We start from the raw sequence: 21,658 nt of genomic DNA on the forward strand, positions 1-21,658 counted from the left end.
GGCGCGCAGTTCGCTCAGGCCTCGTCGGACATTTTTTTCATGGCTGACAGAAAGGCGGTGACTTCAGCCTCTGAGTTGTAATGGCACAGGGACACGCGCACCGCAGCGGGCAGACCCAGCGGGTCCAGCACGTTGCCGGAATAGTGGTCAGCCTTGCGCACATGGGTGCGAATGCCCTGATCGTTCAGGCGGGCGACGATATCCGTAGCGGGCATTCCGTCCATGGCAAAGCAAACCAGACCCTCGCGCGCCGGATTGTCGTTGCCGCCGATGATCTGCACGCCGGGCAGGTCGGTCAGACCGGGCAGATTGCCGGTGCCGTTCAGCATGGTGTCGGTCAGGTGTTTTTCGTGGGCGTGGATGGCCTGGCCTGCCGCCTCGATCCGCGCGCGGCGGTCGGTGGCGTCGGACACCTGTCCGCCCAGCCAGTCGAAATAGGCAACCACATCCGAAAATGTCGCATAGGCGCCGGTGTCGCGGGTGCCCATTTCCCAGTTTTCCGATGGCCCGCCCATCAACGCCTCAAGCGGTTGCTGGCTCAGCCGGTCGGATGCCCATGCCACGCCATAACCGTGGCGCGAGAAGACTTTGTATGGGCTGACCACATAGCCGTCGATGCCTGCGGCTGCGATGTCGATGCCGCCGTGGCTGGCGTGCTGAATACCGTCCACGATGATCAGGCAATCGGGCGACACGGCGCGAATGGTTTGTGAAATCGCTGCAATGTCCATGCCCATGCCGGTCACGGGCGAGGTGTGCAGGATCGTGGCGACGCGCACATCCGGCGTCATCGCGGCGGCGTAATCCTGTGCGGTGACCAGCCCGCGTGCGGCGTCATGGGGCACGCTGATATAGTCTACACCGGCGTTTTTCGCCCAGATCTGCGCGGCACTGCGCGAGGCAGGGTGTTCGATGGTGGACCCGATCACCGTGCCCTTTGCACCCATCACCGCCGTGCGGATCAGTCGAAACAACAGTTCGGTGCCGCTTTCACCGACAAAGAACTGGCCCGAGGGCGCGTTGAAGAATGTGGCCATATCCGCCTTGGCCGTCTGGATGATCCCGACCAGCGCCTTGGCCGCCGGGTTGTCGCGTCCCTGGTTGTCGGGGATGGCTGCAAACTTGGCCGAGGTCTCGACGGCCGATTTCAGCGTCAGCGCGCCGCCTGCGTTTTCGAAAAAGATGCGCGGCCCGGCAAAGGGGCATTCGTCGACATGGGCAAATCGGGCGCGGATGTCTTCCAGCAGGGGGGCAAGCGGTGACGGCATTTTGATGTCCTTTGGGGTGTCGCGTATTGGTCTGCCAAATTCGCGACGGGTGCAACTGTTCGATGGGGCTTCTGTGTGGCGACGCTTCGCGCTAAGGAACGCGCTATGACACAACACACAATCATACGCCTTGGACATCAGGGCGACGGCATTGCCGAAGGCCCGGTTTTTGTTCCCCGCACGTTGCCCGGCGAAGTGGTCAGCGGGACGCTGAATGACTCGCAACTGACCGACGTGCGCATCGAAGTGCCGTCGGACGACCGCGTCGCGGCCCCCTGTCGCCATTACAAAAGCTGCGGCGGCTGCCAGTTGCAGCACGCCAGCGATGCGCTGGTGGCGGATTTCAAGGCGGATGTGGTCAAGGCGGCGCTGTCTGCCCACCGTCTGGAAACCGAGGTGCGCCCGACGCTGACCTCGCCCGCGCAGTCGCGCAGACGGGCGACGTTTTCGGTGAAACGCACCAAAAAGGGCGCAACCGCAGGGTTTCACGGCCGTGCGTCCGGTGTGATTGTCGAAGTGACCGATTGCCTGCTGGTCGACCCCGCGCTGTTGCCCGCGCTTGAGGTGGCCAAGGCGCTGGCGCTGGTCGGCTCCAGCCGCAAGGCCGAGATGTCGGTCGCCGCAACCCTGTCGGGCGAGGGGCTGGACATTTCGGTGCAGGGCGGCAAGCCGCTGGACGGTCCGCTGCGCATTCAATTGGCGCAGGCAACCGAGACGCACGGGTTGTGCCGTCTGGCGTGGGACGGCGAAGTGATTGCCGCACGCGGGCAGGCGTTCCAGACCTTTGGCGCGGCGCGGGTCGTGCCTCCACCCGGCACATTCCTGCAGGCCACGGTGCACGGCGAACATGCCTTGCAGGCGTTGGTGATGGAAATTTGTGCAGGGGCCAAGTCGGTCGCGGACCTGTTCGCAGGCTGCGGCACCTTCAGCTTTCCCTTGCTGGCCCATGCCGAAGTGCACGCGGTTGAAGGCGACGCCGAAATGACGGCTGCGCTGGCGGCAGGCTGGCGCGCGGCGGGCGGTTTGCGCCCCCTGACCTCCGAGGCGCGCGACCTGTTCCGGCGTCCCTTGCTGCCGGATGAGTTGAAACGATTTGATGCCGTGGTGATCGACCCGCCGCGGGCAGGGGCTGCCGCTCAGGTCGCGCAGATCATCGAAAGCAGCGTGAAAACCGTGGCTTATGTCTCGTGTAATCCGGTGACATTTGCGCGAGACACAGCACAGTTGGTCGCGGCAGGCTTTGTGCTGGAATGGGTGCAGCCGGTGGACCAGTTTCGCTGGTCGTCACATGTGGAACTGGTCGGCAAGTTGACGCGGGCCTGACCTGTTTTTAAGCGATAACGGCTTGGTGAATACGCGGATTCGGTGTACGAATACCGCGCAGTAAATGGTAGCCTGATAACGGGCACACAAGGCAGGACGATTACGATGAAACGCAGGGCACTGATCCTTGGCGGCGTTGCGGCGGCGATTGTGCCCGCGTGTACCCCCAGCAAATTCAAACGCTACAACGGTCCTGCCGTGACATTTGTGGTGGTGAACAAGTCCAAGCGCGAGATGTTCCTGCTGCACAAGGACCGGGTGCTGAAAGCCTATACCATTGATTTGGGATTTGCGCCAATTGGCCACAAGTTCTTTGAGGGCGACGGACGCACCCCCGAGGGCGTGTATCTGATTGACCGGCGCAATCCGAACAGCAAGTTCCACCTGTCTGTCGGCATTTCCTATCCGAACCAAGCCGACCGCGCAGCGGCCGAAGCCATGGGTAAAAGCCCTGGCGGCGACATCTTTATTCACGGAAATTCGGAGAAGCGGAAAAAGGGGCAGAACGACTGGACCTGGGGTTGTATCGCTGTGACCGACAAAGAGATTGAAGATATCTATGCCATGGTTGGCGACGGGACACCGATCCAGATCAATCCTTAAGCGCGCGGTGGCGACGGGCCGGTGGCCCGCCGCGAGATCAGCCGTTTATTCGGTTGTTGCAACAATGCCTGCGGCATCGTCCTGAGACGTTGTGGTTTGATCCACGCGCGCAGGGACCCGACGCGACGCGGTCGGGTTGGCCAACGGTACGATTGCAGTGCTGTTGGGGTTGGCCATGACCAGCGTCCACCAGATTTTGCCGTTGTTTTCCTGATACCACGCAAAGCCCATCTGGCTGGCGTCACGCGCCAGAATCGTGCGACGGGTGTCTTGCTGGTCCATCCATGCAGCCAGCGTTTCCAGCTCTGATTCGTATGTTTCCGAGATGTTTTCGCCGACAAGACGCCCCGGGTAGCCAACGCGTTGCAGGCGATCAATGGGCGAAGATCCGTCCGAACCAAAGTGCCAGGGGCGGTTTTGCACCGACATGTCGCGCGAATGGGTCGCGGCGGCGGCGTTCAACTGCGGGTTCAGCTCGACAGGTGCGGCCCCTTGGGCCTGACGCATTGCGTTGACCGAATCAAGCATACGGTATTGCAGTTTTGACGTGTCCCCCGCGCGGATGCGGTAGAGTTTTGGCGCCGGACGTCCGTCCGATGTGAGTGTTGGCTGCGAGGGTGGAGCAGCGCAAGCGCTCAGCACCAGAAGGCCTGCAAGAAGCAGGGAGACAATACGGATCATAACAGGCTCCAGTCGATTGGTTTTGCAATGGGATACAGTGCTGTGCGTGGCAATTCAAACGCACATCGGCGTGAGCTTGCCAGATGACGGTTGTTTGAATTGCGACTGCGTCTTTCGGGCCATATATACAAGGGTAAATGCATTATTCGCAGAACAGGAAGACATAAAATGTCCAGCAAGCGTTTTGAATTCAAGAACCGTCGCGCCTTTTTGGCGGGGTCTGCTGCGTTGCTTGCAACGCCCGCACTTGCACAGATTCCTGCGGGTCAGGCCGAGCGTGATCCTACGCAATCTGTACGTCGCAACATTTCGAGCTTTCGCACGCTCGACTGGCAGCCTTATTTCGATAACCTGAAAAAGGGCGCTATTCTTGTCGATATTGACAGCCGTGCCGTGCATTTCTGGAACGAAGACCGTTCCGTCTATAAACTGTATCCCTCCAGCGTACCGCTGACCGATGACCTGACCCGCCGCGGTCGCACAAGTGTTGTGCAAAAGGTCGAGGGGCCCAGCTGGCGCCCGACACCGTCGATGCAACAGCGCAACCCCGAGTGGCCTGACTATATCGGTCCCGGCCCAGACAACCCCTTGGGAACACATGCTTTGTATCTGAGCTGGACCTATTACCGGATCCACGGAACCCATGACACGCGCAAGATTGGCCGTAAATCTTCCAACGGATGCATCGGTCTTTACAACGAACATATTCAGGAATTGTTCGCCATGGCCAAAGTGGGCACACAAGTGTTGCTAATTTGACGACATCGGATTGATTAGCACGGGTTGCACGGCAAAGTGGGTTTGCAATCGCCTTAGATTGCTGTTTACAAAGAGATACGAGGTAAGTCTTGGGTGCGCGTCTGCACATTTGCTGGCGCGCTTTTTCTGGAGGTTAACATGAAAAAACTCGTTCTCGCCGCCGCTCTGACAGCTGCTGCAACTACCGCATTCGCCGGCGCTCCTGCCGATCCGATCATCGAAGCACCCGTCGTGGTTGAAGAAGCTACTTCTTCGTCCTCCGGCATCCTGCTGCCCCTGCTGCTTCTGGCACTGGTGGCTGCAGCTGTTGCTGACTAAGCGACGCTTCGCACCAATAGAAAAGGCGGTGCTTCGGTGCCGCCTTTTTTTTGTCCCGTGATTGGTTTGTCGGCGGGGCCGCGCGGACGCCGCTAGACCAGCCAGCCGCGCAGGTTCTCCGCAATCACGTTCGACAGTGCCTGAATATGCGCCGGTTCGTCGTTCAGGCAGGGAATATAGGTAAAGCTTTCGCCACCTGCATGTTCAAAGCTTTCACGAATTTCTTCGTTGATCTCTTCCAGTGTTTCGATGCAATCCGCCGAGAATGCTGGCGCACACACGGCGATTGATTTCTTGCCCGCCTTGGCCTGCCGCGCGACTTCTTCCACGGTGTAAGGTTGCAGCCACTCTTCGGGGCCGAACTTGGACTGGAAAGTGGTCATGATCTCGGTATCGTCCCAGCCCAGCCGCTCTTTCAGCAGTCGCGTCGTTTTGTGGCATTGGCAGTGATAGGGATCGCCCTGCGTCAGATACCGCTGGGGCACACCATGATAGGAACACAGCAGAATATCGGGCCGTTTGGCGGCCTGCGCGTAGCCGCGTTCGATCGACTGGGCAAGCGCGTCTATGTAATCGGCCCGGTCGAAATAGGGCGCAACCGTGCGGGCCACGGGCTGCCAGGTTTCCTTTTGCAATGCGTCAAAGAACGCATCGTTGGCGGTGGCCGATGTCGCGCCTGCGTATTGCGGATACAGCGGGAAAAACAGGATCTTGCGACAGCCTGCTTCGGTCAGTGCGCGCACTTTGGAGGCTGTCGACGGATTGCCGTACCGCATGCAGTAATCGACCATCACGCTATCGCCAAAACGGTCTTGCATGGATTTCGCGATTGCTGCGGTTTGCGCCTTGGTGATGGTCAGCAGGGGGCTTTCGTTCTCGGCCTCGTTCCAGATGGATTTATAGGCTTTGCCCGAACTAAAGGGCCGCTTTGTCAGAATCACGGTCTGCAACAGCGGTTGCCACAGCCAGGGTGAGTAATCGATCACGCGGCGGTCGGACAGGAATTCGCTGAGATAGCGGCGCATCGACCAATAGTCATAGCCGTCCGGCGTGCCCAGATTGGCCAGCAGAACGCCGACTCGCTCGGCGGGGATGGCCGGATGATCTGGCGTTGCGTGGGCAGGGCTTTGGGCGACGGGCTGGGTATCGGGCATGAGATTTTCCGCTGTTCGGGTCGCCAGAGACATAGCGGGTTTTGTCACGAGTTCAATCTGGCAAGGGCCGCTCTGCGACATTGAGCGCATCCGCCAGTCTTTGTTGGGCTGATCCGGGGCGCAGCGCCTTTGGCTGGCTGGCATCGGGCGCCCATCCGGCCAGGAACACCAGATCGAAGGTGGCTGTGACGCGGCCCGTGTCGGTGCCGAATGCTGACTGATAGCGCGCCATCGCGTCCGTCATCACTGCCTTTCGCGTGGGTCTGCGCAGACGTCCTGTCAGCGCGTTGGTCTCGCCCATGGCGCGCAGGTCATGCATCAGGTGCAGGGGGGATTTGTATTCGACCCGTTGCGTCAGCACGTCTGCGACCGGCAGGGCAAAGCCGGCCCGTTGCAGCAAAGCGCCCAGATCGCGCACTTCGCCCATCGGGGCGATGCGCGGGCTCAGCCCGCCGGTCTGCGCCACTTCGGCTTCTGCCAGACAGGCGCGCAATTCGTGCAGGGTTTGACCACCGAAACACACGCCCAGAAACAGACCGTCCGGCTTTAGCGCGCGGTGGCACTGGATCAGTTGTCCAACCGGATCATTGGCCCAGTGCAATCCCATGGCATGTACAACCAGATCATGCGCGGCTGGCTGCAAGGGCAGCGTTTCCTGTTCGGAAACAATAGCGCAGTCAGCGGACAGGTTTTCCCACAGCTGCGGAAATCCTGTGACAACCACAGCGTGTTTAAACGCCCTGTTAACCAGTTCCAGACGATCCTGAATTTCCTCCCGCGCCGTGTGGTGCAGGAACATGGCATCGGCCCGCGCCCGGCGGCGGCGGGCGGTCAGGGCGGCGGTGTCGGTCAAGGGTGCAGGTGCGTTCATGGAGCTTAGATAGAATGGTTGCGACGCGGTTACAAACGGCCCTTTCCATTGTTTATCCGGCGCGATGTCTGGGATGCGGGACTGTGGTGAATGACGACTTTGGCTTGTGCGGCAGTTGCTGGCGCGACACACCATTTGTGGGCGGTGCCATATGTGATTCCTGCGGCGGCCCCTTGCCCGGACAGCAGGGCGCGGATGCGGCGCACTGTGATGGTTGTTTGTCCCATCCGCCACCCTGGAATCAGGGGCGCGCGGCGCTGGTCTATCGCGATCGGGCACGCAGCCTTGTTCTGGGGCTGAAGCACGCCGACAAGCAAGAGGTGGTTGTGCCTGCGGGCGGATGGATGGCGCGGGCGGTGCAGGATATTGTGACGCCTGACACACTGGTGGTTCCGGTGCCGCTGCATTGGACACGCCTGTTGATGCGCCGTTACAATCAGTCGGCTCTGTTGGCACGGGCGATGGCTGAGCGGTTGCAACTGCCGGTCTGTCTTGACCTGCTGGTGCGCAAGCGCCGCACCCGCAGTCTGGACGGCATGGACCGTGTACAGCGACAGGCGACGCTGGACGGCGTGCTGGGCCTGAACTCCAGGCGGGCGCACCGCATTGTCGCCGGCCGTCCGGTGCTGCTGGTTGATGATGTTATGACGTCGGGGGCCACTTTGGGGGAAGCAACGCGCACCCTGAAGGACGCAGGTGCAGGGCGGGTCTGCGTTGTGGTACTGGCGCGCGTGACAAAAGACCCCTAGATAAAGGAAAACGACCTTTATCCAGGAAACCGCCATGAAACCTGTCGAAATTTACACCACGCCGATCTGCGGCTTTTGTCATCGTGCCAAGCAGCTGTTGAATCAGAAGGGCGTGGATTTTGTCGAAGTCGACGTCATGTCCAACCCCGAGCGCAAGGCCGAGATGATCCAGCGCGCCAACGGGGGCCGCACTGTGCCGCAAATCTTTGTCGGCAACGACCATGTGGGCGGTTGTGACGATCTGTTTGCGTTGGAGCGTCAGGGCAAGCTGGACGCGCTGCTGGCTGCCTGATGAAGGCTGCGCTGCTACAACTGAACGTCGGGGATGATCCGGCGGCCAATCTGGAGCAGACCAAGGCGCTGCTGCGCGCCGCGGTGAAGGCGGGCGCGCAGTTTGTGCTGACGCCCGAGGTCACCAACTGCATTTCGATGAACCGTGACCACCAGCGGTCGGTGTTGCAGGACGAATCGTCAGATATAACGCTGGCAGGACTGCGGGCCGAGGCGGCTGCACTTGGCATCTGGCTGCTGATCGGGTCGCTTGCGGTCAAGACCGACGATGCGGACGGACGCTTTGCCAACCGTCAGTTCCTGATCGGGCCGGATGGCGGCATTCGCGCGCGCTATGACAAGATCCATATGTTCGATGTGCAGATTGGCGATGGCGAAACCTATCGCGAATCCGCAGGCTATCGGCCCGGCACCCGTGCGGTGGTGGCCGATATGCCGGGTTTCCGGTTGGGTATGGCCACCTGCTATGACATGCGCTTTGGTCATTTGTCGCGGGCGTTGGTGCAGTCGGGATCGCAGGTTCTGGTCTATCCATCGGCGTTTTCGCCCGTCACCGGGGCCGCGCACTGGCACAGCCTGTTGCGGGCGCGGGCCATCGAAAGCGGCGCTTGGGTTCTGGCGCCGGCACAGACGGGTACACATCCCGCGACGTCGGGTCAGAGGCGCACAACTTTTGGGCATTCCCTTGTGGTTGACCCGTGGGGCGATGTAATAGTCGACGCAGGTACGGAGCCGGGATTTTCGGTGTTCGATCTGGATATTGACAGGGTCACGGACGCCCGCCGCCGCATTCCGGCGCTGGAAAACGCACGTGAATTTGACGGACCATGAGCCCGAAAGGCATATGACACAGGAAAAGGACGCATTGGCCATCACGCTGTTCAGCGAGGTTCTGGCCGCCGATCAAACTGTGCGCACCCGATTGGGGCGGGTGCTGCCCAAAGGCATGGAAATTTCGCACTTTTCGGTTCTGAACAGCCTGGCGTGGCATCACGGCGAACGCACGCCTGCGCAACTCGCCGAGACATTCAACGTGACGCGCGGCGCGATGACCAACACGCTGCGCAAGCTGCAATGGCAGGGTTACATCCACATCCGGCCCGATTGGGATGATGCAAGGCGCAAGCTCGTGGCGATCAGCCCCGCAGGCGCACAGGCCCGCGACGCTGCCGTGTCGGCCATTGCGCCGCTGTTCCGCGATCTGGTCGACAAGGTTGGCGAAGATCAGGTGCGTGCGGCGATTCCGACGCTGCGCGAGTTGCGCAACCAATTGGCGGATAAGCCCTAGCGCGGTTTCAGGCTGGCTGTGACATAGTTCACGCTCAGATCCCGATCCGACAGACGCCACGCCCATGTCAGCGGATTGAACACGAATCCCTGCCGGTCGACCGGTTCCAGCCCCGCGCGTGCGAGCAAGTCAAACAGCTCGTCCGGGGTAATGAACTTTGACCATTCATGGGTGCCCTTGGGCAGCCAGCGCATGATGTGTTCGGCACCGATAATGGCCATGGCAAAGGATTTCGGGTTGCGGTTCAGGGTTGAACAGATGTGCAGCCCGCCCGGTTTCAGCAACTCGCGACAGGCGGTCAGATAGGCCAGAGGGTCGGACACGTGCTCGACGACTTCCATGTTCAGCACCACGTCGAACTGTTCGCCCGCTGCGGCCATGTCTTCGGCTGTGGTGTGGCGATAGTCGATCTCGAGCCCGGATTGCTGCGCATGAACCTGCGCCACCGGAATGTTGCCCGCCGCGGCATCGGCCCCCACAACATCGGCGCCCAGTCGCGCCATCGGTTCGGCCAGCAGCCCACCGCCACAGCCGATGTCCAGAATGCGCAGGCCCGCAAAGGCATCGGGCGCTTTCAGATCCCGGTCAAACTCGGCGGCGATCTGCGTGGTGATATAGTCCAGCCGACAGGGGTTGAGCATGTGCAGCGGCTTGAATTTCCCCGTGGGATCCCACCATTCGGCGGCCATCGCTTCGAATTTAGCGACCTCTGCGGGATCAACGGTGCCGTGATGCGCTTGCATTCTGCTCTCCATATGCTCAATTGTTCCTTGCACCCTATATAGGACGGTCATGGACAAGTACCCGGATCAAAAACGCGCAGTGCAATATCTGTACCCGCCGATCGACCCTTTCGACCAGCGGATGATGGATGTGGGCGACGGGCACAAGATTTATGTCGAACAGTGCGGCAATCCGTCAGGGATTCCTGTGGTGGTTTTGCACGGTGGCCCCGGCGGCGGGTGCAGCCCGACGATGCGGCGGTATTTCGATCCAGCTTTGTTTCGCGTGGTGCTGTTCGATCAGCGCGGCTGCGGACGGTCGCGCCCCCATGCGGTGATCGACAACAACACAACCTGGCATCTGGTGCATGATATCGAGATGATCCGCGAGGCGCTGGGCATCGACAGGTGGATCGCGTTCGGTGGCAGCTGGGGGGCCACGCTGGCGTTGATCTATGCCCAGACCCATCCCGACCGCGTGCGCGAGCTGGTGTTGCGCGGCGTGTTTACCATGACCAAGGCCGAGATCGACTGGTTCTATGGCGGCGGCGCGGGCAAGTTCTGGCCCGAGGTCTGGGCGCGCTTTGTCGCTTTGATCCCCGAGGACGAGCGTGGCGATCTGGTGGCGGCCTACCACAAGCGGCTGTTCAGCGGCGACCGGATGGAAGAAACCAAATACGGCCGCGCCTGGGCGTCGTGGGAAAATGCATTGGCTTCGATCCACAGCAACGGCATGGGCGGCGAAGCGCCGGGTGAATATGCGCGGGCCTTTTCGCGGCTCGAGAGCCACTATTTCATCAATGGCGGCTTTCTTGAGTTTGACGGCCAGATTCTGGCCAACATGGACCGCATTGCTGATATTCCGGGGACCGTGGTGCAGGGCCGTTATGACATGATCTGCCCACCCGACAGCGCCTATGCCATCGTGCAACGCTGGCCCCGTGGCACGCTGAAAATGGTGCGCAATGCGGGCCATGCGCTGTCCGAACCTGGGATCAGTTCGGAACTGGTGCGCACCATGGACCGCATCGGCCAGACGGAGTTGATGGGATGAAGCGGATGGACCGGCGTGCATTGTTTGCTTCGGGTGCGGCTGCGGCCTTGCTGGCGGCCACCGGCGTGCAGGCACAGATGGTGCCGCGTTCGGGCGGGCGGTTGCGTGCGGCACTGTCGGGGGCGTCACGCGACGACGGATGGAATCGGGCGCCGAACGGGCTGTTCATGATGGCGGCCCAGCACACGGTGTTCGAGGCGCTGACCGAAGTGGCCGCAGATGGCAGTTTGCGCGGGGCGCTGGCGACGGGATGGTCGGGCACCGATGGCGGCCATACCTGGGCCTTTGATCTGCGCAATGGCGTGATGTTTCACGATGACACCACGCTGCGCGCGCAGGATGTTGTCGCCAGCCTGTCTGGCCACATAGACGGCACCGTGCGCGCTGACGGTATGGGACGTGTGGTGGTGCAACTGACGCAGGCGCAGGCCGATCTGCCCTATCTGTTGTCGGGTGTGCTGATCCGTCCGGCGGATACAAAAGCCTGGGCGCAAGGGGTTGGAACGGGTCTTTATCGTGTTCAGAAATTCGATTCGGGTCGCCAGTTTATCGGCGTGCGCGTAACGGACCATTATAAGAACGACAGGGCGGGTTGGTTTGACACGGTCGAATTCGTATCGATTCCCGCGCAAGAGGTGCGCGCCGAGGCGTTGCGCGCCGGATTGGTGGATGCCGCTGATGTCTCGGGCGCCGAGGCGTTGGCCGATGACCGTGCGTTCATGTACCTGCCTGACGCCGCCCGCTGCCAGCAGATCGTACACCGCGACATCGGCGTTCCGGCGGAAATTGGCACACGGCAGGCGCTGGACGATCTGCGTATGGCGGAACGCTGGTGGCGGGTGTAATCCAAGGGGGCTTGTAGTTGCAGGCCTGTCGGCGTATACGCCCTTAACAGCGGCGCGCTGGGGTCCAAACCCGACGCTCCACCGAGAAAGAGCAACGGGCCGCGCGCCCGTTTTTTTGTGTCTGCCAGAAACTGCTTGGAAATAAGAACGTGACCGTAAACGACCTGATTGCCAAAGCTGCCATCGACCGCCGCATGGCCGAGATCATCACACCGGTGATCGAGGATCTGGGCTTCGAGCTGGTGCGTGTCCGCCTGATGAGCGGCAAGGAATCGATCCTTCAGATCATGGCCGAACGTCCCGATGGCGGGATCGAGGTGGATGATCTGGCCGAGATTTCGACCGCCGTCAGCGCCACGCTGGACGTCGAAGACCCGATTCTGGATGCCTATACGCTGGAAGTGTCCAGCCCCGGCATCGACCGTCCGCTGACCCGGCTGAAGGATTTTGCGACCTTCGAGGGTTACGAGGCCAAGCTGGAAACCGACGAGCTGATCGACGGTCGCCGCCGGTTCAAGGGCGAGTTGGCCGGTGTCGAGGACGACGAGGTGTTGATCAACATCGACGAAGGCACGATCGGCCTGAAATTCGAATGGCTCAGCGATGCCAAACTGGTGCTGACCGACGACCTGATCAAGGAAATGCTGCGCCAGCGCAAACAGGCCGGTGTTCTGAACGAAGACGCATTTGACGATATTGAGACCGAAGGGTCCGATGAGGAGAAAGACTGATGGCAATTACATCTGCAAACCAGCTTGAGCTGTTGCAAACCGCCGAGGCCGTTGCGCGTGAAAAGATGATCGACCCCGGTCTGGTCATCGAGGCGATGGAAGAGTCGCTCGCCCGTGCCGCCAAAAGCCGCTACGGCGCTGAAATGGACATTCGTGTCGCCATCGACCGCAAGACCGGCCGCGCCACGTTTACGCGCGTGCGCACCGTGGTTGCAGATGACGAGCTGGAAAACTATCAGGCCGAGTTCACTGTCGAGCAGGCCAAACAGTACATGGCCGATCCCGTGATTGGCGATACGCTGGTCGAAGAAGTGCCGCCCGTGGAAATGGGCCGCATCGCTGCGCAGTCGGCCAAGCAGGTGATCCTGCAAAAGGTCCGCGAGGCCGAGCGTGACCGCCAGTACGAAGAATTCAAGGATCGCGCAGGCACGATCATCAACGGTCTGGTCAAACGCGAGGAATACGGCAACGTCATCGTCGATGTGGGCGCGGGTGAGGCGATCCTGCGTCGCAACGAGAAAATCGGCCGCGAAAGCTATCGCCCGAACGACCGTATCCGCGTCTATATCAAGGACGTGCGCCGCGAGCAGCGCGGCCCGCAGATTTTCCTGTCGCGTACCGCGCCGGAATTCATGGCCGAGCTGTTCAAGATGGAAGTGCCCGAGATTTATGACGGCATCATCGAGATCAAGGCCGTTGCCCGTGACCCCGGTTCGCGCGCCAAGATTGCCGTGATCAGCTATGACAACTCGATTGACCCCGTCGGCGCCTGCGTCGGTATGCGCGGCAGCCGGGTTCAGGCCGTTGTGAACGAGCTTCAGGGTGAAAAGATCGACATTATCCCGTGGAACGACGACCAGCCCACGTTCCTTGTGAACGCGCTGCAACCGGCAGAAGTGACCAAGGTTGTTCTGGACGAAGAAGCGGGCAAGATCGAAGTTGTGGTTCCCGAAGAGCAGCTGTCGCTGGCGATTGGCCGTCGTGGCCAGAACGTGCGTCTGGCGTCGCAGTTGACCGGTCTGGACATCGACATCATGACCGAAGCCGAAGAATCGGCCCGTCGTCAGGCCGAATTCGAACTGCGCACCAAGCTGTTCATGGACAATCTGGATCTGGACGAATTCTTTGCACAGTTGCTGGTTGCCGAAGGGTTCACCAGCCTTGAAGAGGTCGCCTATGTCGAGCAGGACGAACTGCTGGTCATTGACGGGGTTGATTCGGACACTGCGAACGAACTGCAAGCCCGCGCCCGTGACGTGCTGTCCGAGCAGAACAAAGCTGCCCTTGCCGCCGCCCGTGAACTGGGTGTTGAAGACAGCCTGGTTGAATTTGAGGGTCTGACACCCCAAATGATCGAGGCACTGGCCAAGGACGACGTCAAAACGCTGGAAGACTTTGCCACCTGCGCTGACTGGGAACTGGCCGGCGGCTGGACCACGGTCAATGGCGAACGCGTCAAGGACGACGGTGTGCTGGAGCCCTTCGACGTAAGCCTGGAAGAAGCGCAGACCTTGATCATGACCGCGCGCGTTCTGCTGGGTTGGGTCGATCCGACCGAGCTGGAAGCCGACGATGAAGATCTTGGCGACGAGGACGGCGAAGAGTCGGAGGAAGCCGAGGCCTGATCGGGGGCTTCGGAGGACGCTGATGGCACGCGGTGGCGCCACCAAAGACCGTGAAGACGGTCCAGAACGCAAGTGCATTGCCACGGGCGAGGTCCAGCCTAAATATGGGTTGGTCCGGTTCGTGGTGGGCCCTGATATGCAGATTTTCCCTGATATTGCAGGAAAACTGCCGGGCCGGGGCATTTATGTCGCGGCGGATCGGGATGCGATACAAAAGGCCGTGACCAAAAAGCTGTTTTCGCGCGGTGCGAAAATGCAGGTCACGGTACAAGAAGATCTGGTGGACGAAGTGGAGCGGCAGTTGGCGCGCCGTGTTGTCGACCTGATAGCACTGTCCCGTAAATCGGGGCGCGCCGTGGCGGGCTATGAAAAGGTCAAGACCTGGCTTCAGACCGAAGAGGCCGAAGTGTTGATCCAGGCTGTGGACGGTTCTGCCCGCGGTAAGACAAAACTGAGCACTCCGCACTATGGCAGCTACATCGGCTGGCTCAGCGCGGATGAATTGGGTTTGGCATTCGGACGTCAAACTGTGATACATGGGGCGCTCGCCTCTGGTGGACTCACGCAACGTGTTGTAGAGGAAGCCCAAAGGCTGAAGGGTTTGCGCCCAAACGCATAGATGGCAGGGGCCATCTGGAAGGATAGACGAGCTAGATGAGCGATACAGACGGTAAAAAGACATTGGGTTTGCGCGGTGGCGCGCGTCCGGGGAATGTGAAACAGAGTTTCAGCCACGGGCGGACCAAGAACGTCGTCGTCGAAACCAAACGCAAACGCGTTGTGGTGCCCAAGACAGGTGCGGCCAAAGGTGGGTCTGGCAATCCATCGCTGGGTGATCCGGCCAAACGTCCCGCAGGGATTACCGATGCGGAAATGGAACGTCGCCTGAAGGCCGTTCAGGCTGCACGGTCGCGTGAGGCCGAAGAGGCCGCCGCGCGCGAAGCGGAAGAAAAAGCACGCGCCGAAGATCGCGAGCGTCGCCGCGCCGAGCAGGAAGCCAAAGAGCAGGAAGAGCGCGAGCGCGAGGAAAGCCTGAAGGCGAAAGCCGAAGAGGAAGAGCGCAAGAAGCGTGAAGCCGAGGCTGCTGCCCAGGCTGCTGCTGCACCGCCGCCGCCTGCCGATGTGGACCAACCCCAGCGTGCCGCGCCGTCGCGCCCTGCGCCGCAGGATGCGAACGCCGCGCGCAAGAAGGATCGCGATGCCGATCAACGCAACGCCCGTAACAAGGGTGCTGACGATGGCCGCCGTTCCGGTAAACTGACGCTGAACCAGGCTTTGTCTGGTGGCGAAGGGGGCCGTCAGCGTTCGATGGCCGCAATGAAGCGCAAGCAAGAGCGTGCGCGCCAAAAAGCGATGGGTGGTTCGGTCGAGCGTGAAAAGGTCACGCGCACCGTCAACCTGCCCGAAGCCATTGTTGTGTCGGAACTGGCCAACCGTATGGCCGAGCGCGTGGGCGATGTCGTCAAATCGCTGATGCAAATGGGCATGATGGTTACGCAAAACCAGACCATCGACGCCGACACAGCCGAGCTGATCATCGAAGAATTCGGCCACACCGTGAACCGCGTGTCCGACGCTGACGTCGAACAGGTAATCCACGAAGTCGAAGACAAACCCGAAGATCTGCAACCGCGTCCTCCGGTCATCACGATCATGGGCCACGTTGACCACGGCAAAACATCGCTGCTGGACGCAATCCGCAACGCCAAGGTTGTTGCGGGCGAGGCCGGTGGCATCACCCAGCACATCGGTGCCTATCAGGTTGTGACCGATACGGGTGCCGTTCTGTCGTTCCTTGATACTCCGGGCCACGCGGCGTTTACGTCGATGCGCTCGCGCGGTGCGCAGGTGACGGACATCGTGGTTCTGGTGGTTGCAGCGGATGATGCCGTGATGCCGCAGACGGTCGAGGCGATCAACCACGCCAAGGCCGCCAAGGTTCCGATGATTGTCGCGATCAACAAGATCGACAAACCGGGTGCAAACCCTGACAAAGTGCGCACCGACCTGTTGCAGCACGAAGTTATCGTCGAAAAAATGTCGGGCGAAGTGCAGGACGTTGAAGTGTCGGCCATCAATGGTGACGGCCTGGACGATCTGTTGGAAGCCATCGCGCTGCAATCCGAACTGTTGGAACTGAAAGCTAACCCGAATCGCGCCGCCCAGGGCGCCGTGATCGAGGCGCAGCTTGACGTGGGTCGCGGTCCTGTGGCCACGGTTCTGATCCAGAACGGCACTTTGCGTCAGGGCGACATCTTTGTTGTGGGCGAGCAGTACGGCAAGGTCCGTGCGCTGATCAACGACAAGGGCGAGCGTATCAAGGAAGCCGGTCCGTCGGTTCCGGTCGAGGTTCTGGGTCTGAACGGCACGCCCGAAGCGGGCGACGTGCTGAACGTGACCGAAACCGAAGCGCAGGCGCGCGAAATCGCTGAATACCGCGAAAAAGCCGCCAAGGACAAACGCGCCGCTGCCGGTGCCGCCACGACGCTGGAACAGCTGATGGCGAACGCCAAGGAAAACGAAAACGTCAGCGAACTGCCGATTCTGGTCAAAGCCGATGTTCAGGGTTCTGCGGAAGCGATTGTTCAGGCGATGGAGAAAATCGGCAACGACGAGGTGCGCGTGCGCGTGCTGCACTCGGGTGTTGGTGCCATTACCGAAACCGATGTGGGTCTGGCCGAGGCTTCGGGCGCGCCGATCATGGGCTTTAACGTCCGTGCGAACGCATCCGCGCGCAACACTGCCAACCAGAAGGGCGTCGAGATCCGGTATTATTCGGTGATTTATGACCTTGTGGATGACGTGAAAGCGGCTGCTTCGGGTCTGCTGAGCAACGAGATCAAAGAAAACTTCATTGGTTACGCCAATATCAAAGAGGTCTTCAAGGTCACAGGTGTCGGCAAGGTCGCAGGCTGTCTGGTGACCGAAGGCGTCGCACGCCGCAGCGCTGGTGTGCGTCTGCTGCGTGACAACGTTGTGATCCACGAAGGCACGCTGAAAACGCTGAAACGCTTCAAAGACGAAGTGTCGGATGTTCAGTCGGGTCAGGAATGCGGTATGGCGTTCGAGAACTATGACGACATTCGCGAAGGCGATGTGATCGAGATTTTCGAACGCGAAGAGGTGACACGCACGCTGGCGTGATCCGTCTGATCAGAAATAGAAAAGGGACGGCCCCGCAAGGAGCCGTCCCTTTTTCTTTTCCGTGAGTTAGGGTCTGGACCCATTGATCTTACGTTGTCAGCGGCAATTTCACGAAATTTCAGTGGTTTGGGTCGTGCTGCCAATAGTGGTTCTATTTGCAAGCGGCCCAAGCCACTGAAATGAAGTGAAATTTCCGCCCTGCGGGTTTGACGGATTTTCCCGCAGCCTGCGGCGCATCTGTTTGAAATAGAACCACTATTCCTGCACAGATGCTGCTTGTCAGCGGAAAAATCTGTCAAACTGACGACGTAAGATCAATGGGTCCAGACCCTAACTTCAGGCCGCTTTGACCGGCGCACCCGAATAGATCCGACCATCGAGATTCACACTCATACGGCCGTCTGGCAGCATCCGTACAAAGGTGCCTTGAACGAATACGCAACTGCCCAGCAAGATTGTTTTCAGCATATTTATCTCTCCCCAAAGACGTTCATAGCCCTATTAAAGCGTTTCTAACAAAACCTGAATCGCTGGGGATTCCCAAACTGGCCTGATTGTGATTCATCCTGTTTGGGAGGATGAACAATGTCAGCACCTTTGCCATCAGCGCTACGTGCGCGGTTTCAGAGATATATTGAGGAAGGGTTAAGCGGGCGAGCGGCGGCAGCACGCTTGAAGCTGTCGCCAGCAACGGGCGCCCGGTGGCGGCATCAGATCCAAACGACGGGCCGGGCTGATCCTGCCGTACAGGGTCGTCCAAAAGGGTCAGGAAAATTGGCACCCCATGTTGGTTTTTTCGAAGAGTTGATTGCTCAAGACCCTGATATCACACTGTTTGAGCTGCGTGATGCGCTTGCTGATGCAACCGGACTGCAGGTCCAGCACTCTGCTATCGGGCATCTGCTAAAGCGTCTCGGGTTCACGCACAAAAAAAGTCACTGGTCGCTACCGAACGTCACCGTGCCAAGGTGAGGCGACGACGTGAGGACTGGTTCACACACCGTTTGCCAGCCATTGCGCGGATGCCGGAACGCGTTGTCTTTCTTGATGAAACAGCGGTCAAAACGAACCTCGCCCGGCTGCGCGGCTGGGCCCCGCGTGGCGAACGCCTGACGATGGATGCGCCCTTCGGCAGTTGGGGAACCCAAACCCTGATTGCGGGGCTAACACATGAGTCTCTGATCGCACCTTGGGTGATCAAAGGCGCGATGGATGGTCCTGCCTTCGCGGCCTATGTGCAAAAGGTCCTGATCCCTGAGATCGCGCCAGGCACAGCCGTGGTTCTCGACAACCTCGCGACGCATCACAACAAAGAAGCCGCTGCGGCGCTCAAGGCTCATGGATGCTGGTTCCTCTATCTGCCGCCATATTCGCCAGACCTGAACCCGATTGAGTTGGCTTTCTCCAAATTGAAGGCTCACCTCAGACGCATCAGTGCGCGATCATTCACCTCGGTGTTCGAAGCCCTTGGCGAAATCTGCGCAATGTACTCCCCGCAGGAGTGTACAAACTACTTTCAGGCTGCCGGATATGCCTCAGGTTAAATTAGAAATGCTTTAAGCGGCAACTTTCTGAACAAGTCATAAAAAAATTACAAAAAACGAAAAAAAAGATGATTTTTTCTAAAACTATGACAATCAAACCCGATTGTTACAGCCAGTCGCGCAAAACCGGAATTAACGGAACGTCTGCTGCGGGCATGGGATAGTTCTTCAGATCATTTGGCCTGACCCATTTAAGGTCTTGATTTTCCTTCGACATAGGTGTCCCGGCCCATTTCCGGCAGGCAAACAGCGGCATCAGAAGGTGAAAATCATCATAACTGTGGCTGGCAAAGGTCAGGGGCGCGAGACAACTTTGCCATGTATCTATACCCAGTTCTTCGTGTAATTCGCGAATCAGGGCCGCTTCGGGGGTTTCGCCCGTTTCGACCTTGCCGCCGGGGAACTCCCACAGGCCGGCCATCGACTTGCCTTCGGGGCGCTGTGCCAAAAGCACGCGCCCGTCCACATCAATCAAAGCGACGGCAGAGACCAGAACAACCTTCATCTTACGACCGGTAGTCGGCGTTGATGTCGATGTAGGCGTGGGTCAGGTCACAGGTCCACACGGTCGCCGTGGCTTCGCCCAACCCCAGATCGACTGTAATGTTGATCTCTTCACCCTTCATGTGCGCGGCAGCTTCGGCTTCGGAGTAATTGGGGCTGACCCAGCCGTTTTCGGCCACGACCACATCGCCAAATCGGATGCTCAGCAAATCGCGGTCGGCCGGGGCACCGGATTTCCCGATGGCCATGACAACACGACCCCAGTTGGGATCCTGCCCGGCGATAGCGGTTTTCACCAGCGGCGAATTGGCAATGGCCATCGCGTGAACCTTGGCATTGGCGGCGGTATCCGCACCGGAAACCGTGATTTCAACAAACTTCGTCGCCCCTTCACCATCGCGCACGACCTGAAAGGCCAGATCCTGCATCAAGCGGTGGACCGCATCGGCAAAGGTGGCATCGCCCGTGACATCGACGTCAGAAGCACCAGTGGCGGCCATCAGCACGCTGTCCGAAGTCGACGTATCGCTGTCGACGGTGATGCAGTTAAAGGTCATATCGGCTGCGGTGGATACGATGGCTTGCAGGTTGTCCTGCGCGATGCGGGCGTCGGTAAAGATATAGACCAGCATCGTTGCCATGTCCGGCGCGATCATGCCCGATCCTTTGGCAATGCCTGCGATGGTGATGGTCTTGCCGTCGACGTCTACAGTCTCTACTGCGCCCTTGGGGTATGTATCAGTGGTCATGATGGCGCGGGCGGCGTCGGCAATGCCGTCTTCGCGCAGGGCGCTGTTCAGTTCCCCCAGCTTGGCCACTACACGGTTGTGCGGCAGCGGTTCGCCAATCACACCAGTCGACGATGTAAACACGCGGGCAGAGGGCACGCCGCAGTTGATCGACACCGCCTCGACGATTTCGTGGACGGAGTCGACACCGTGTTTGCCGGTAAAGGCATTGGCGTTGCCCGAGTTCACAAGGAAGGCCGCGCCGCCGGCCGGGTCACCGCCCAGCTTGGCCTGACAGTCCAGGACCGGTGCCGCACGGGTCGACGAGCGTGTGAACACGCCCGCGATGGCCGTGCCCGGGACCAGTTTGGCCAGCATCACGTCGGTGCGCCCGGCATAGCGGACGCCGGCGGCGATGGTGGCAAAAGTCACACCGTCCACCACAGGCAGATCGGGAAAGCGTTCGGGCGCCAGCGGAGAGAGTGCGATTTTGCCAGCCATGTTTATTCGCCCAGTTTGACAGTGCTCAGCACCGAGGGATCCATCCCTTCGGCACCGTCACGGTTTACGTCAGCGTCGGCCACCAGCGCGTCAACGGCTGCGGCCACGGCTTCCGAGCGCACTTGCTGCTCAAGCTCGGCGCGCACGTCTTCCAGTGCGGGGGCTTCGGCGTTGCGCACCTCGTTCAGTTTGATGACATGCCATCCGAACTGGGTTTGAACCGGATCGGAAATGTCGCCGGGCTCCATTGTCGCAACGGCAGTTTCAAATTCGGGGACCATGGCGCCGGGACCGAACCACCCCAGCGAACCGCCTCCGGGGCCGGACGGGCCCGTGGATTTTTCGCGCGCGGTGGCTGCGAAATCTGCGCCGCCTTTCAGCTCTTCAACGATGGCTTTGGCTTCGTCTTCGGTTTCAACAAGAATGTGGCTCGCGTTGAATTCCTTGGTCGGCTCGGCGTTGGCATAGGTCGCGTCATAAGCGGCCTGCAAAGCCTCGTCTGTCACGGCTGTGGCCAGAATCTTTTCGATGGCTTCGCCCGCGACCAGCGACCGCTGCTCGTTTTCCATCGACAATTCAACGCGTTTGGGCAGTTCGCCCGAATAGCTTTGTTGCAGCGCGGTTTGCTGGACCAACTGGTCAAGGATCCCCGGAAACAGCACTTCGTCGGGCAGCTGCTGGTATTGCTGGGGCAGGGTCGCCTTGGCCACCAGCATGTGGCCCAGTGTGATGTCGACCCCGTTCACAGTGGCAACAACGGTGGACAGCTGGGGTGTTTCATCCTGCGCATACAGCGGCTGGGACAAGGTAAGAGCAACCGCAACAGCGGGCAGAATGGCGAGACGTTTAAGCATGGATTGGTCCTGTTCAGTTGCTGCCGCGCATCCTGCGGCCCCTCGTGGCCGGACGCGACATTGACACGGTTTCATGTGACCCTTACATCGCCCTATGGGCG

General features: G+C 60.1%; 24 protein-coding genes and 3 pseudogenes. 17 read left to right on the forward strand and 10 right to left on the reverse strand.

Annotated features, from left to right (window positions below; all coding sequences use genetic code 11):
* Positions 1-14: 14 nt before the first annotated feature.
* Positions 15-1,268, reverse strand: a complete 1,254-nt coding sequence (locus DSM107133_RS00580; protein ID WP_114293939.1) for an aminotransferase class V-fold PLP-dependent enzyme — start codon at positions 1,266-1,268, stop codon at positions 15-17.
* Between the two features lie 105 nt (positions 1,269-1,373).
* On the opposite strand from DSM107133_RS00580, the gene DSM107133_RS00585 reads away from it, so the two are divergent.
* The gene (locus DSM107133_RS00585; RefSeq protein ID WP_114293940.1) at positions 1,374-2,591 is read left to right on the forward strand and encodes a class I SAM-dependent RNA methyltransferase; all 1,218 of its coding nucleotides are present in this window, start codon (positions 1,374-1,376) and stop codon (positions 2,589-2,591) included.
* 105 nt (positions 2,592-2,696) lie between these two features.
* Complete coding sequence (locus tag DSM107133_RS00590; RefSeq protein ID WP_114293941.1) at positions 2,697-3,194, forward strand: L,D-transpeptidase family protein; 498 nt, start codon at positions 2,697-2,699, stop codon at positions 3,192-3,194.
* A gap of 174 nt (positions 3,195-3,368) precedes the next feature.
* Here DSM107133_RS00590 and DSM107133_RS00595 read toward each other — a convergent pair.
* Positions 3,369-3,875 (reverse strand): annotated as a pseudogene (locus tag DSM107133_RS00595) (CAP domain-containing protein); the annotation flags it as partial.
* Positions 3,876-4,043: 168 nt separating this feature from the next.
* Between DSM107133_RS00595 and DSM107133_RS00600 the strand changes: the two are divergent.
* Positions 4,044-4,634 carry a L,D-transpeptidase gene (locus DSM107133_RS00600; protein WP_114293943.1) on the forward strand — a complete coding sequence of 197 codons (591 nt, stop codon included), beginning with the start codon at positions 4,044-4,046 and terminating at the stop codon, positions 4,632-4,634.
* Between the two features lie 138 nt (positions 4,635-4,772).
* Positions 4,773-4,952, forward strand: coding sequence for a hypothetical protein (locus DSM107133_RS00605; RefSeq protein ID WP_028955657.1), 180 nt, complete (start codon positions 4,773-4,775; stop codon positions 4,950-4,952).
* Between the two features lie 92 nt (positions 4,953-5,044).
* Here the strand turns inward: DSM107133_RS00605 and hemH are convergent, their stop codons facing one another.
* Both hemH and DSM107133_RS00615 read right to left on the reverse strand, forming a co-directional pair.
* Positions 5,045-6,106: a ferrochelatase gene (gene hemH, locus DSM107133_RS00610; RefSeq protein ID WP_114293944.1), complete on the reverse strand. Its 1,062-nt coding sequence runs from the start codon at positions 6,104-6,106 to the stop codon at positions 5,045-5,047.
* Positions 6,107-6,158: 52 nt separating this feature from the next.
* Positions 6,159-6,977, reverse strand: a complete 819-nt coding sequence (locus DSM107133_RS00615) for a methyltransferase domain-containing protein (RefSeq protein WP_114293945.1) — start codon at positions 6,975-6,977, stop codon at positions 6,159-6,161.
* 14 nt (positions 6,978-6,991) lie between these two features.
* Between DSM107133_RS00615 and DSM107133_RS25035 the strand changes: the two are divergent.
* The 5 genes and pseudogenes from DSM107133_RS25035 to DSM107133_RS00635 form a co-directional block, all read left to right on the forward strand.
* Positions 6,992-7,138: pseudogene (locus tag DSM107133_RS25035) on the forward strand (double zinc ribbon domain-containing protein); the annotation flags it as partial.
* A 57-nt stretch (positions 7,139-7,195) separates the two neighbouring features.
* Positions 7,196-7,726 (forward strand): phosphoribosyltransferase family protein, encoded by a 531-nt coding sequence (locus tag DSM107133_RS00620; RefSeq protein WP_345889594.1) that lies wholly within the window; start codon positions 7,196-7,198, stop codon positions 7,724-7,726.
* A gap of 34 nt (positions 7,727-7,760) precedes the next feature.
* Positions 7,761-8,018 carry a glutaredoxin 3 gene (gene grxC, locus DSM107133_RS00625; protein ID WP_114293947.1) on the forward strand — a complete coding sequence of 86 codons (258 nt, stop codon included), beginning with the start codon at positions 7,761-7,763 and terminating at the stop codon, positions 8,016-8,018.
* The gene (locus tag DSM107133_RS00630) at positions 8,018-8,848 is read left to right on the forward strand and encodes a carbon-nitrogen hydrolase family protein (protein WP_114293948.1); all 831 of its coding nucleotides are present in this window, start codon (positions 8,018-8,020) and stop codon (positions 8,846-8,848) included. Before grxC ends, DSM107133_RS00630 begins: the two co-directional genes overlap by 1 nt.
* A gap of 13 nt (positions 8,849-8,861) precedes the next feature.
* Entirely contained in the window at positions 8,862-9,305 is a 444-nt protein-coding gene (locus DSM107133_RS00635) for a MarR family transcriptional regulator (RefSeq protein WP_114293949.1), read from the forward strand.
* Here DSM107133_RS00635 and ubiG read toward each other — a convergent pair.
* Positions 9,302-10,048: a bifunctional 2-polyprenyl-6-hydroxyphenol methylase/3-demethylubiquinol 3-O-methyltransferase UbiG gene (gene ubiG / locus DSM107133_RS00640; protein WP_114293950.1), complete on the reverse strand. Its 747-nt coding sequence runs from the start codon at positions 10,046-10,048 to the stop codon at positions 9,302-9,304. The two genes, DSM107133_RS00635 and ubiG, sit on opposite strands and share 4 nt — an antisense overlap.
* Positions 10,049-10,097: 49 nt before the next feature.
* Between ubiG and pip the strand changes: the two genes are divergently transcribed.
* The 6 genes and pseudogenes from pip to infB all read left to right on the forward strand — a co-directional run bounded on the left by pip (position 10,098) and on the right by infB (position 17,426).
* Positions 10,098-11,081 carry a prolyl aminopeptidase gene (gene pip, locus DSM107133_RS00645; RefSeq protein WP_114293951.1) on the forward strand — a complete coding sequence of 328 codons (984 nt, stop codon included), beginning with the start codon at positions 10,098-10,100 and terminating at the stop codon, positions 11,079-11,081.
* The gene (locus tag DSM107133_RS00650) at positions 11,078-11,926 is read left to right on the forward strand and encodes an ABC transporter substrate-binding protein (RefSeq protein WP_240310557.1); all 849 of its coding nucleotides are present in this window, start codon (positions 11,078-11,080) and stop codon (positions 11,924-11,926) included. Before pip ends, DSM107133_RS00650 begins: the two co-directional genes overlap by 4 nt.
* A gap of 194 nt (positions 11,927-12,120) precedes the next feature.
* Positions 12,121-12,657: a ribosome maturation factor RimP gene (gene rimP, locus DSM107133_RS00655; RefSeq protein WP_114293982.1), complete on the forward strand. Its 537-nt coding sequence runs from the start codon at positions 12,121-12,123 to the stop codon at positions 12,655-12,657.
* The gene (gene nusA / locus DSM107133_RS00660) at positions 12,657-14,282 is read left to right on the forward strand and encodes a transcription termination factor NusA (protein ID WP_243253571.1); all 1,626 of its coding nucleotides are present in this window, start codon (positions 12,657-12,659) and stop codon (positions 14,280-14,282) included. Before rimP ends, nusA begins: the two co-directional genes overlap by 1 nt.
* A 22-nt stretch (positions 14,283-14,304) precedes the next feature.
* Positions 14,305-14,927 (forward strand): annotated as a pseudogene (locus DSM107133_RS00665) (RNA-binding protein).
* Positions 14,928-14,936: 9 nt separating this feature from the next.
* On the forward strand, positions 14,937-17,426 hold the full coding sequence (gene infB / locus DSM107133_RS00670) for a translation initiation factor IF-2 (RefSeq protein WP_114293952.1): 2,490 nt from the start codon (positions 14,937-14,939) through the stop codon (positions 17,424-17,426).
* Between the two features lie 336 nt (positions 17,427-17,762).
* Here the strand turns inward: infB and DSM107133_RS24970 are convergent, their stop codons facing one another.
* Positions 17,763-17,894, reverse strand: coding sequence for a hypothetical protein (locus tag DSM107133_RS24970; protein ID WP_275890966.1), 132 nt, complete (start codon positions 17,892-17,894; stop codon positions 17,763-17,765).
* A 22-nt stretch (positions 17,895-17,916) separates the two neighbouring features.
* A complete protein-coding gene (locus tag DSM107133_RS00675; protein WP_243253572.1) occupies positions 17,917-18,207 on the reverse strand; it encodes a hypothetical protein in 291 nt (96 codons plus the stop codon).
* Between DSM107133_RS00675 and DSM107133_RS00680 the strand changes: the two genes are divergently transcribed.
* Together DSM107133_RS00680 and DSM107133_RS00685 are read left to right on the forward strand one after the other, a co-directional pair.
* Positions 18,201-18,398: a hypothetical protein gene (locus DSM107133_RS00680; RefSeq protein ID WP_114294110.1), complete on the forward strand. Its 198-nt coding sequence runs from the start codon at positions 18,201-18,203 to the stop codon at positions 18,396-18,398. The two genes, DSM107133_RS00675 and DSM107133_RS00680, sit on opposite strands and share 7 nt — an antisense overlap.
* A complete protein-coding gene (locus DSM107133_RS00685) occupies positions 18,395-18,970 on the forward strand; it encodes an IS630 family transposase (RefSeq protein WP_243253569.1) in 576 nt (191 codons plus the stop codon). The genes DSM107133_RS00680 and DSM107133_RS00685 overlap by 4 nt, the downstream gene beginning before the upstream one ends.
* 106 nt (positions 18,971-19,076) lie before the next feature.
* Here DSM107133_RS00685 and DSM107133_RS00690 read toward each other — a convergent pair whose 3' ends face one another.
* From DSM107133_RS00690 to DSM107133_RS00700, 3 genes are read right to left on the reverse strand one after another with little or no spacing between them, the layout of a single operon-like run.
* Positions 19,077-19,475 (reverse strand): (deoxy)nucleoside triphosphate pyrophosphohydrolase, encoded by a 399-nt coding sequence (locus tag DSM107133_RS00690; protein ID WP_114292453.1) that lies wholly within the window; start codon positions 19,473-19,475, stop codon positions 19,077-19,079.
* Between the two features lies 1 nt (position 19,476).
* Positions 19,477-20,703: a bifunctional glutamate N-acetyltransferase/amino-acid acetyltransferase ArgJ gene (gene argJ / locus DSM107133_RS00695; RefSeq protein ID WP_114292454.1), complete on the reverse strand. Its 1,227-nt coding sequence runs from the start codon at positions 20,701-20,703 to the stop codon at positions 19,477-19,479.
* Between the two features lie 2 nt (positions 20,704-20,705).
* Positions 20,706-21,557, reverse strand: coding sequence for a peptidylprolyl isomerase (locus tag DSM107133_RS00700; RefSeq protein ID WP_114292455.1), 852 nt, complete (start codon positions 21,555-21,557; stop codon positions 20,706-20,708).
* Positions 21,558-21,658: the final 101 nt, after the last annotated feature.

The sequence above is a fragment of the Pseudosulfitobacter sp. DSM 107133 genome, assembly GCF_022788695.1.
Classification (GTDB): Bacteria; Pseudomonadota; Alphaproteobacteria; order Rhodobacterales; family Rhodobacteraceae; genus Pseudosulfitobacter.

Excerpts from the sequence above, each read along its gene's own strand:
- argJ (WP_114292454.1), bottom strand. The coding sequence starts at position 20,703 with ATGGCTGGCAAAATCGCACTCTCTCCGCTGGCGCCCGAACGCTTTCCC.
- DSM107133_RS00690 (WP_114292453.1), bottom strand. The coding sequence starts at position 19,475 with ATGAAGGTTGTTCTGGTCTCTGCCGTCGCTTTGATTGATGTGGACGGG.
- ubiG (WP_114293950.1), bottom strand. The coding sequence starts at position 10,048 with ATGCAAGCGCATCACGGCACCGTTGATCCCGCAGAGGTCGCTAAATTC.
- DSM107133_RS00615 (WP_114293945.1), bottom strand. The coding sequence starts at position 6,977 with ATGAACGCACCTGCACCCTTGACCGACACCGCCGCCCTGACCGCCCGC.
- DSM107133_RS00700 (WP_114292455.1), bottom strand. The coding sequence starts at position 21,557 with ATGCTTAAACGTCTCGCCATTCTGCCCGCTGTTGCGGTTGCTCTTACC.
- DSM107133_RS00635 (WP_114293949.1), top strand. The coding sequence starts at position 8,862 with ATGACACAGGAAAAGGACGCATTGGCCATCACGCTGTTCAGCGAGGTT.
- DSM107133_RS00605 (WP_028955657.1), top strand. The coding sequence starts at position 4,773 with ATGAAAAAACTCGTTCTCGCCGCCGCTCTGACAGCTGCTGCAACTACC.
- DSM107133_RS00650 (WP_240310557.1), top strand. The coding sequence starts at position 11,078 with ATGAAGCGGATGGACCGGCGTGCATTGTTTGCTTCGGGTGCGGCTGCG.
- hemH (WP_114293944.1), bottom strand. The coding sequence starts at position 6,106 with ATGCCCGATACCCAGCCCGTCGCCCAAAGCCCTGCCCACGCAACGCCA.
- DSM107133_RS00600 (WP_114293943.1), top strand. The coding sequence starts at position 4,044 with ATGTCCAGCAAGCGTTTTGAATTCAAGAACCGTCGCGCCTTTTTGGCG.
- pip (WP_114293951.1), top strand. The coding sequence starts at position 10,098 with ATGGACAAGTACCCGGATCAAAAACGCGCAGTGCAATATCTGTACCCG.
- grxC (WP_114293947.1), top strand. The coding sequence starts at position 7,761 with ATGAAACCTGTCGAAATTTACACCACGCCGATCTGCGGCTTTTGTCAT.
- rimP (WP_114293982.1), top strand. The coding sequence starts at position 12,121 with ATGGCCGAGATCATCACACCGGTGATCGAGGATCTGGGCTTCGAGCTG.
- nusA (WP_243253571.1), top strand. The coding sequence starts at position 12,657 with ATGGCAATTACATCTGCAAACCAGCTTGAGCTGTTGCAAACCGCCGAG.
- DSM107133_RS00580 (WP_114293939.1), bottom strand. The coding sequence starts at position 1,268 with ATGCCGTCACCGCTTGCCCCCCTGCTGGAAGACATCCGCGCCCGATTT.
- DSM107133_RS00590 (WP_114293941.1), top strand. The coding sequence starts at position 2,697 with ATGAAACGCAGGGCACTGATCCTTGGCGGCGTTGCGGCGGCGATTGTG.
- infB (WP_114293952.1), top strand. The coding sequence starts at position 14,937 with ATGAGCGATACAGACGGTAAAAAGACATTGGGTTTGCGCGGTGGCGCG.
- DSM107133_RS00585 (WP_114293940.1), top strand. The coding sequence starts at position 1,374 with ATGACACAACACACAATCATACGCCTTGGACATCAGGGCGACGGCATT.
- DSM107133_RS00630 (WP_114293948.1), top strand. The coding sequence starts at position 8,018 with ATGAAGGCTGCGCTGCTACAACTGAACGTCGGGGATGATCCGGCGGCC.
- DSM107133_RS24970 (WP_275890966.1), bottom strand. The coding sequence starts at position 17,894 with ATGCTGAAAACAATCTTGCTGGGCAGTTGCGTATTCGTTCAAGGCACC.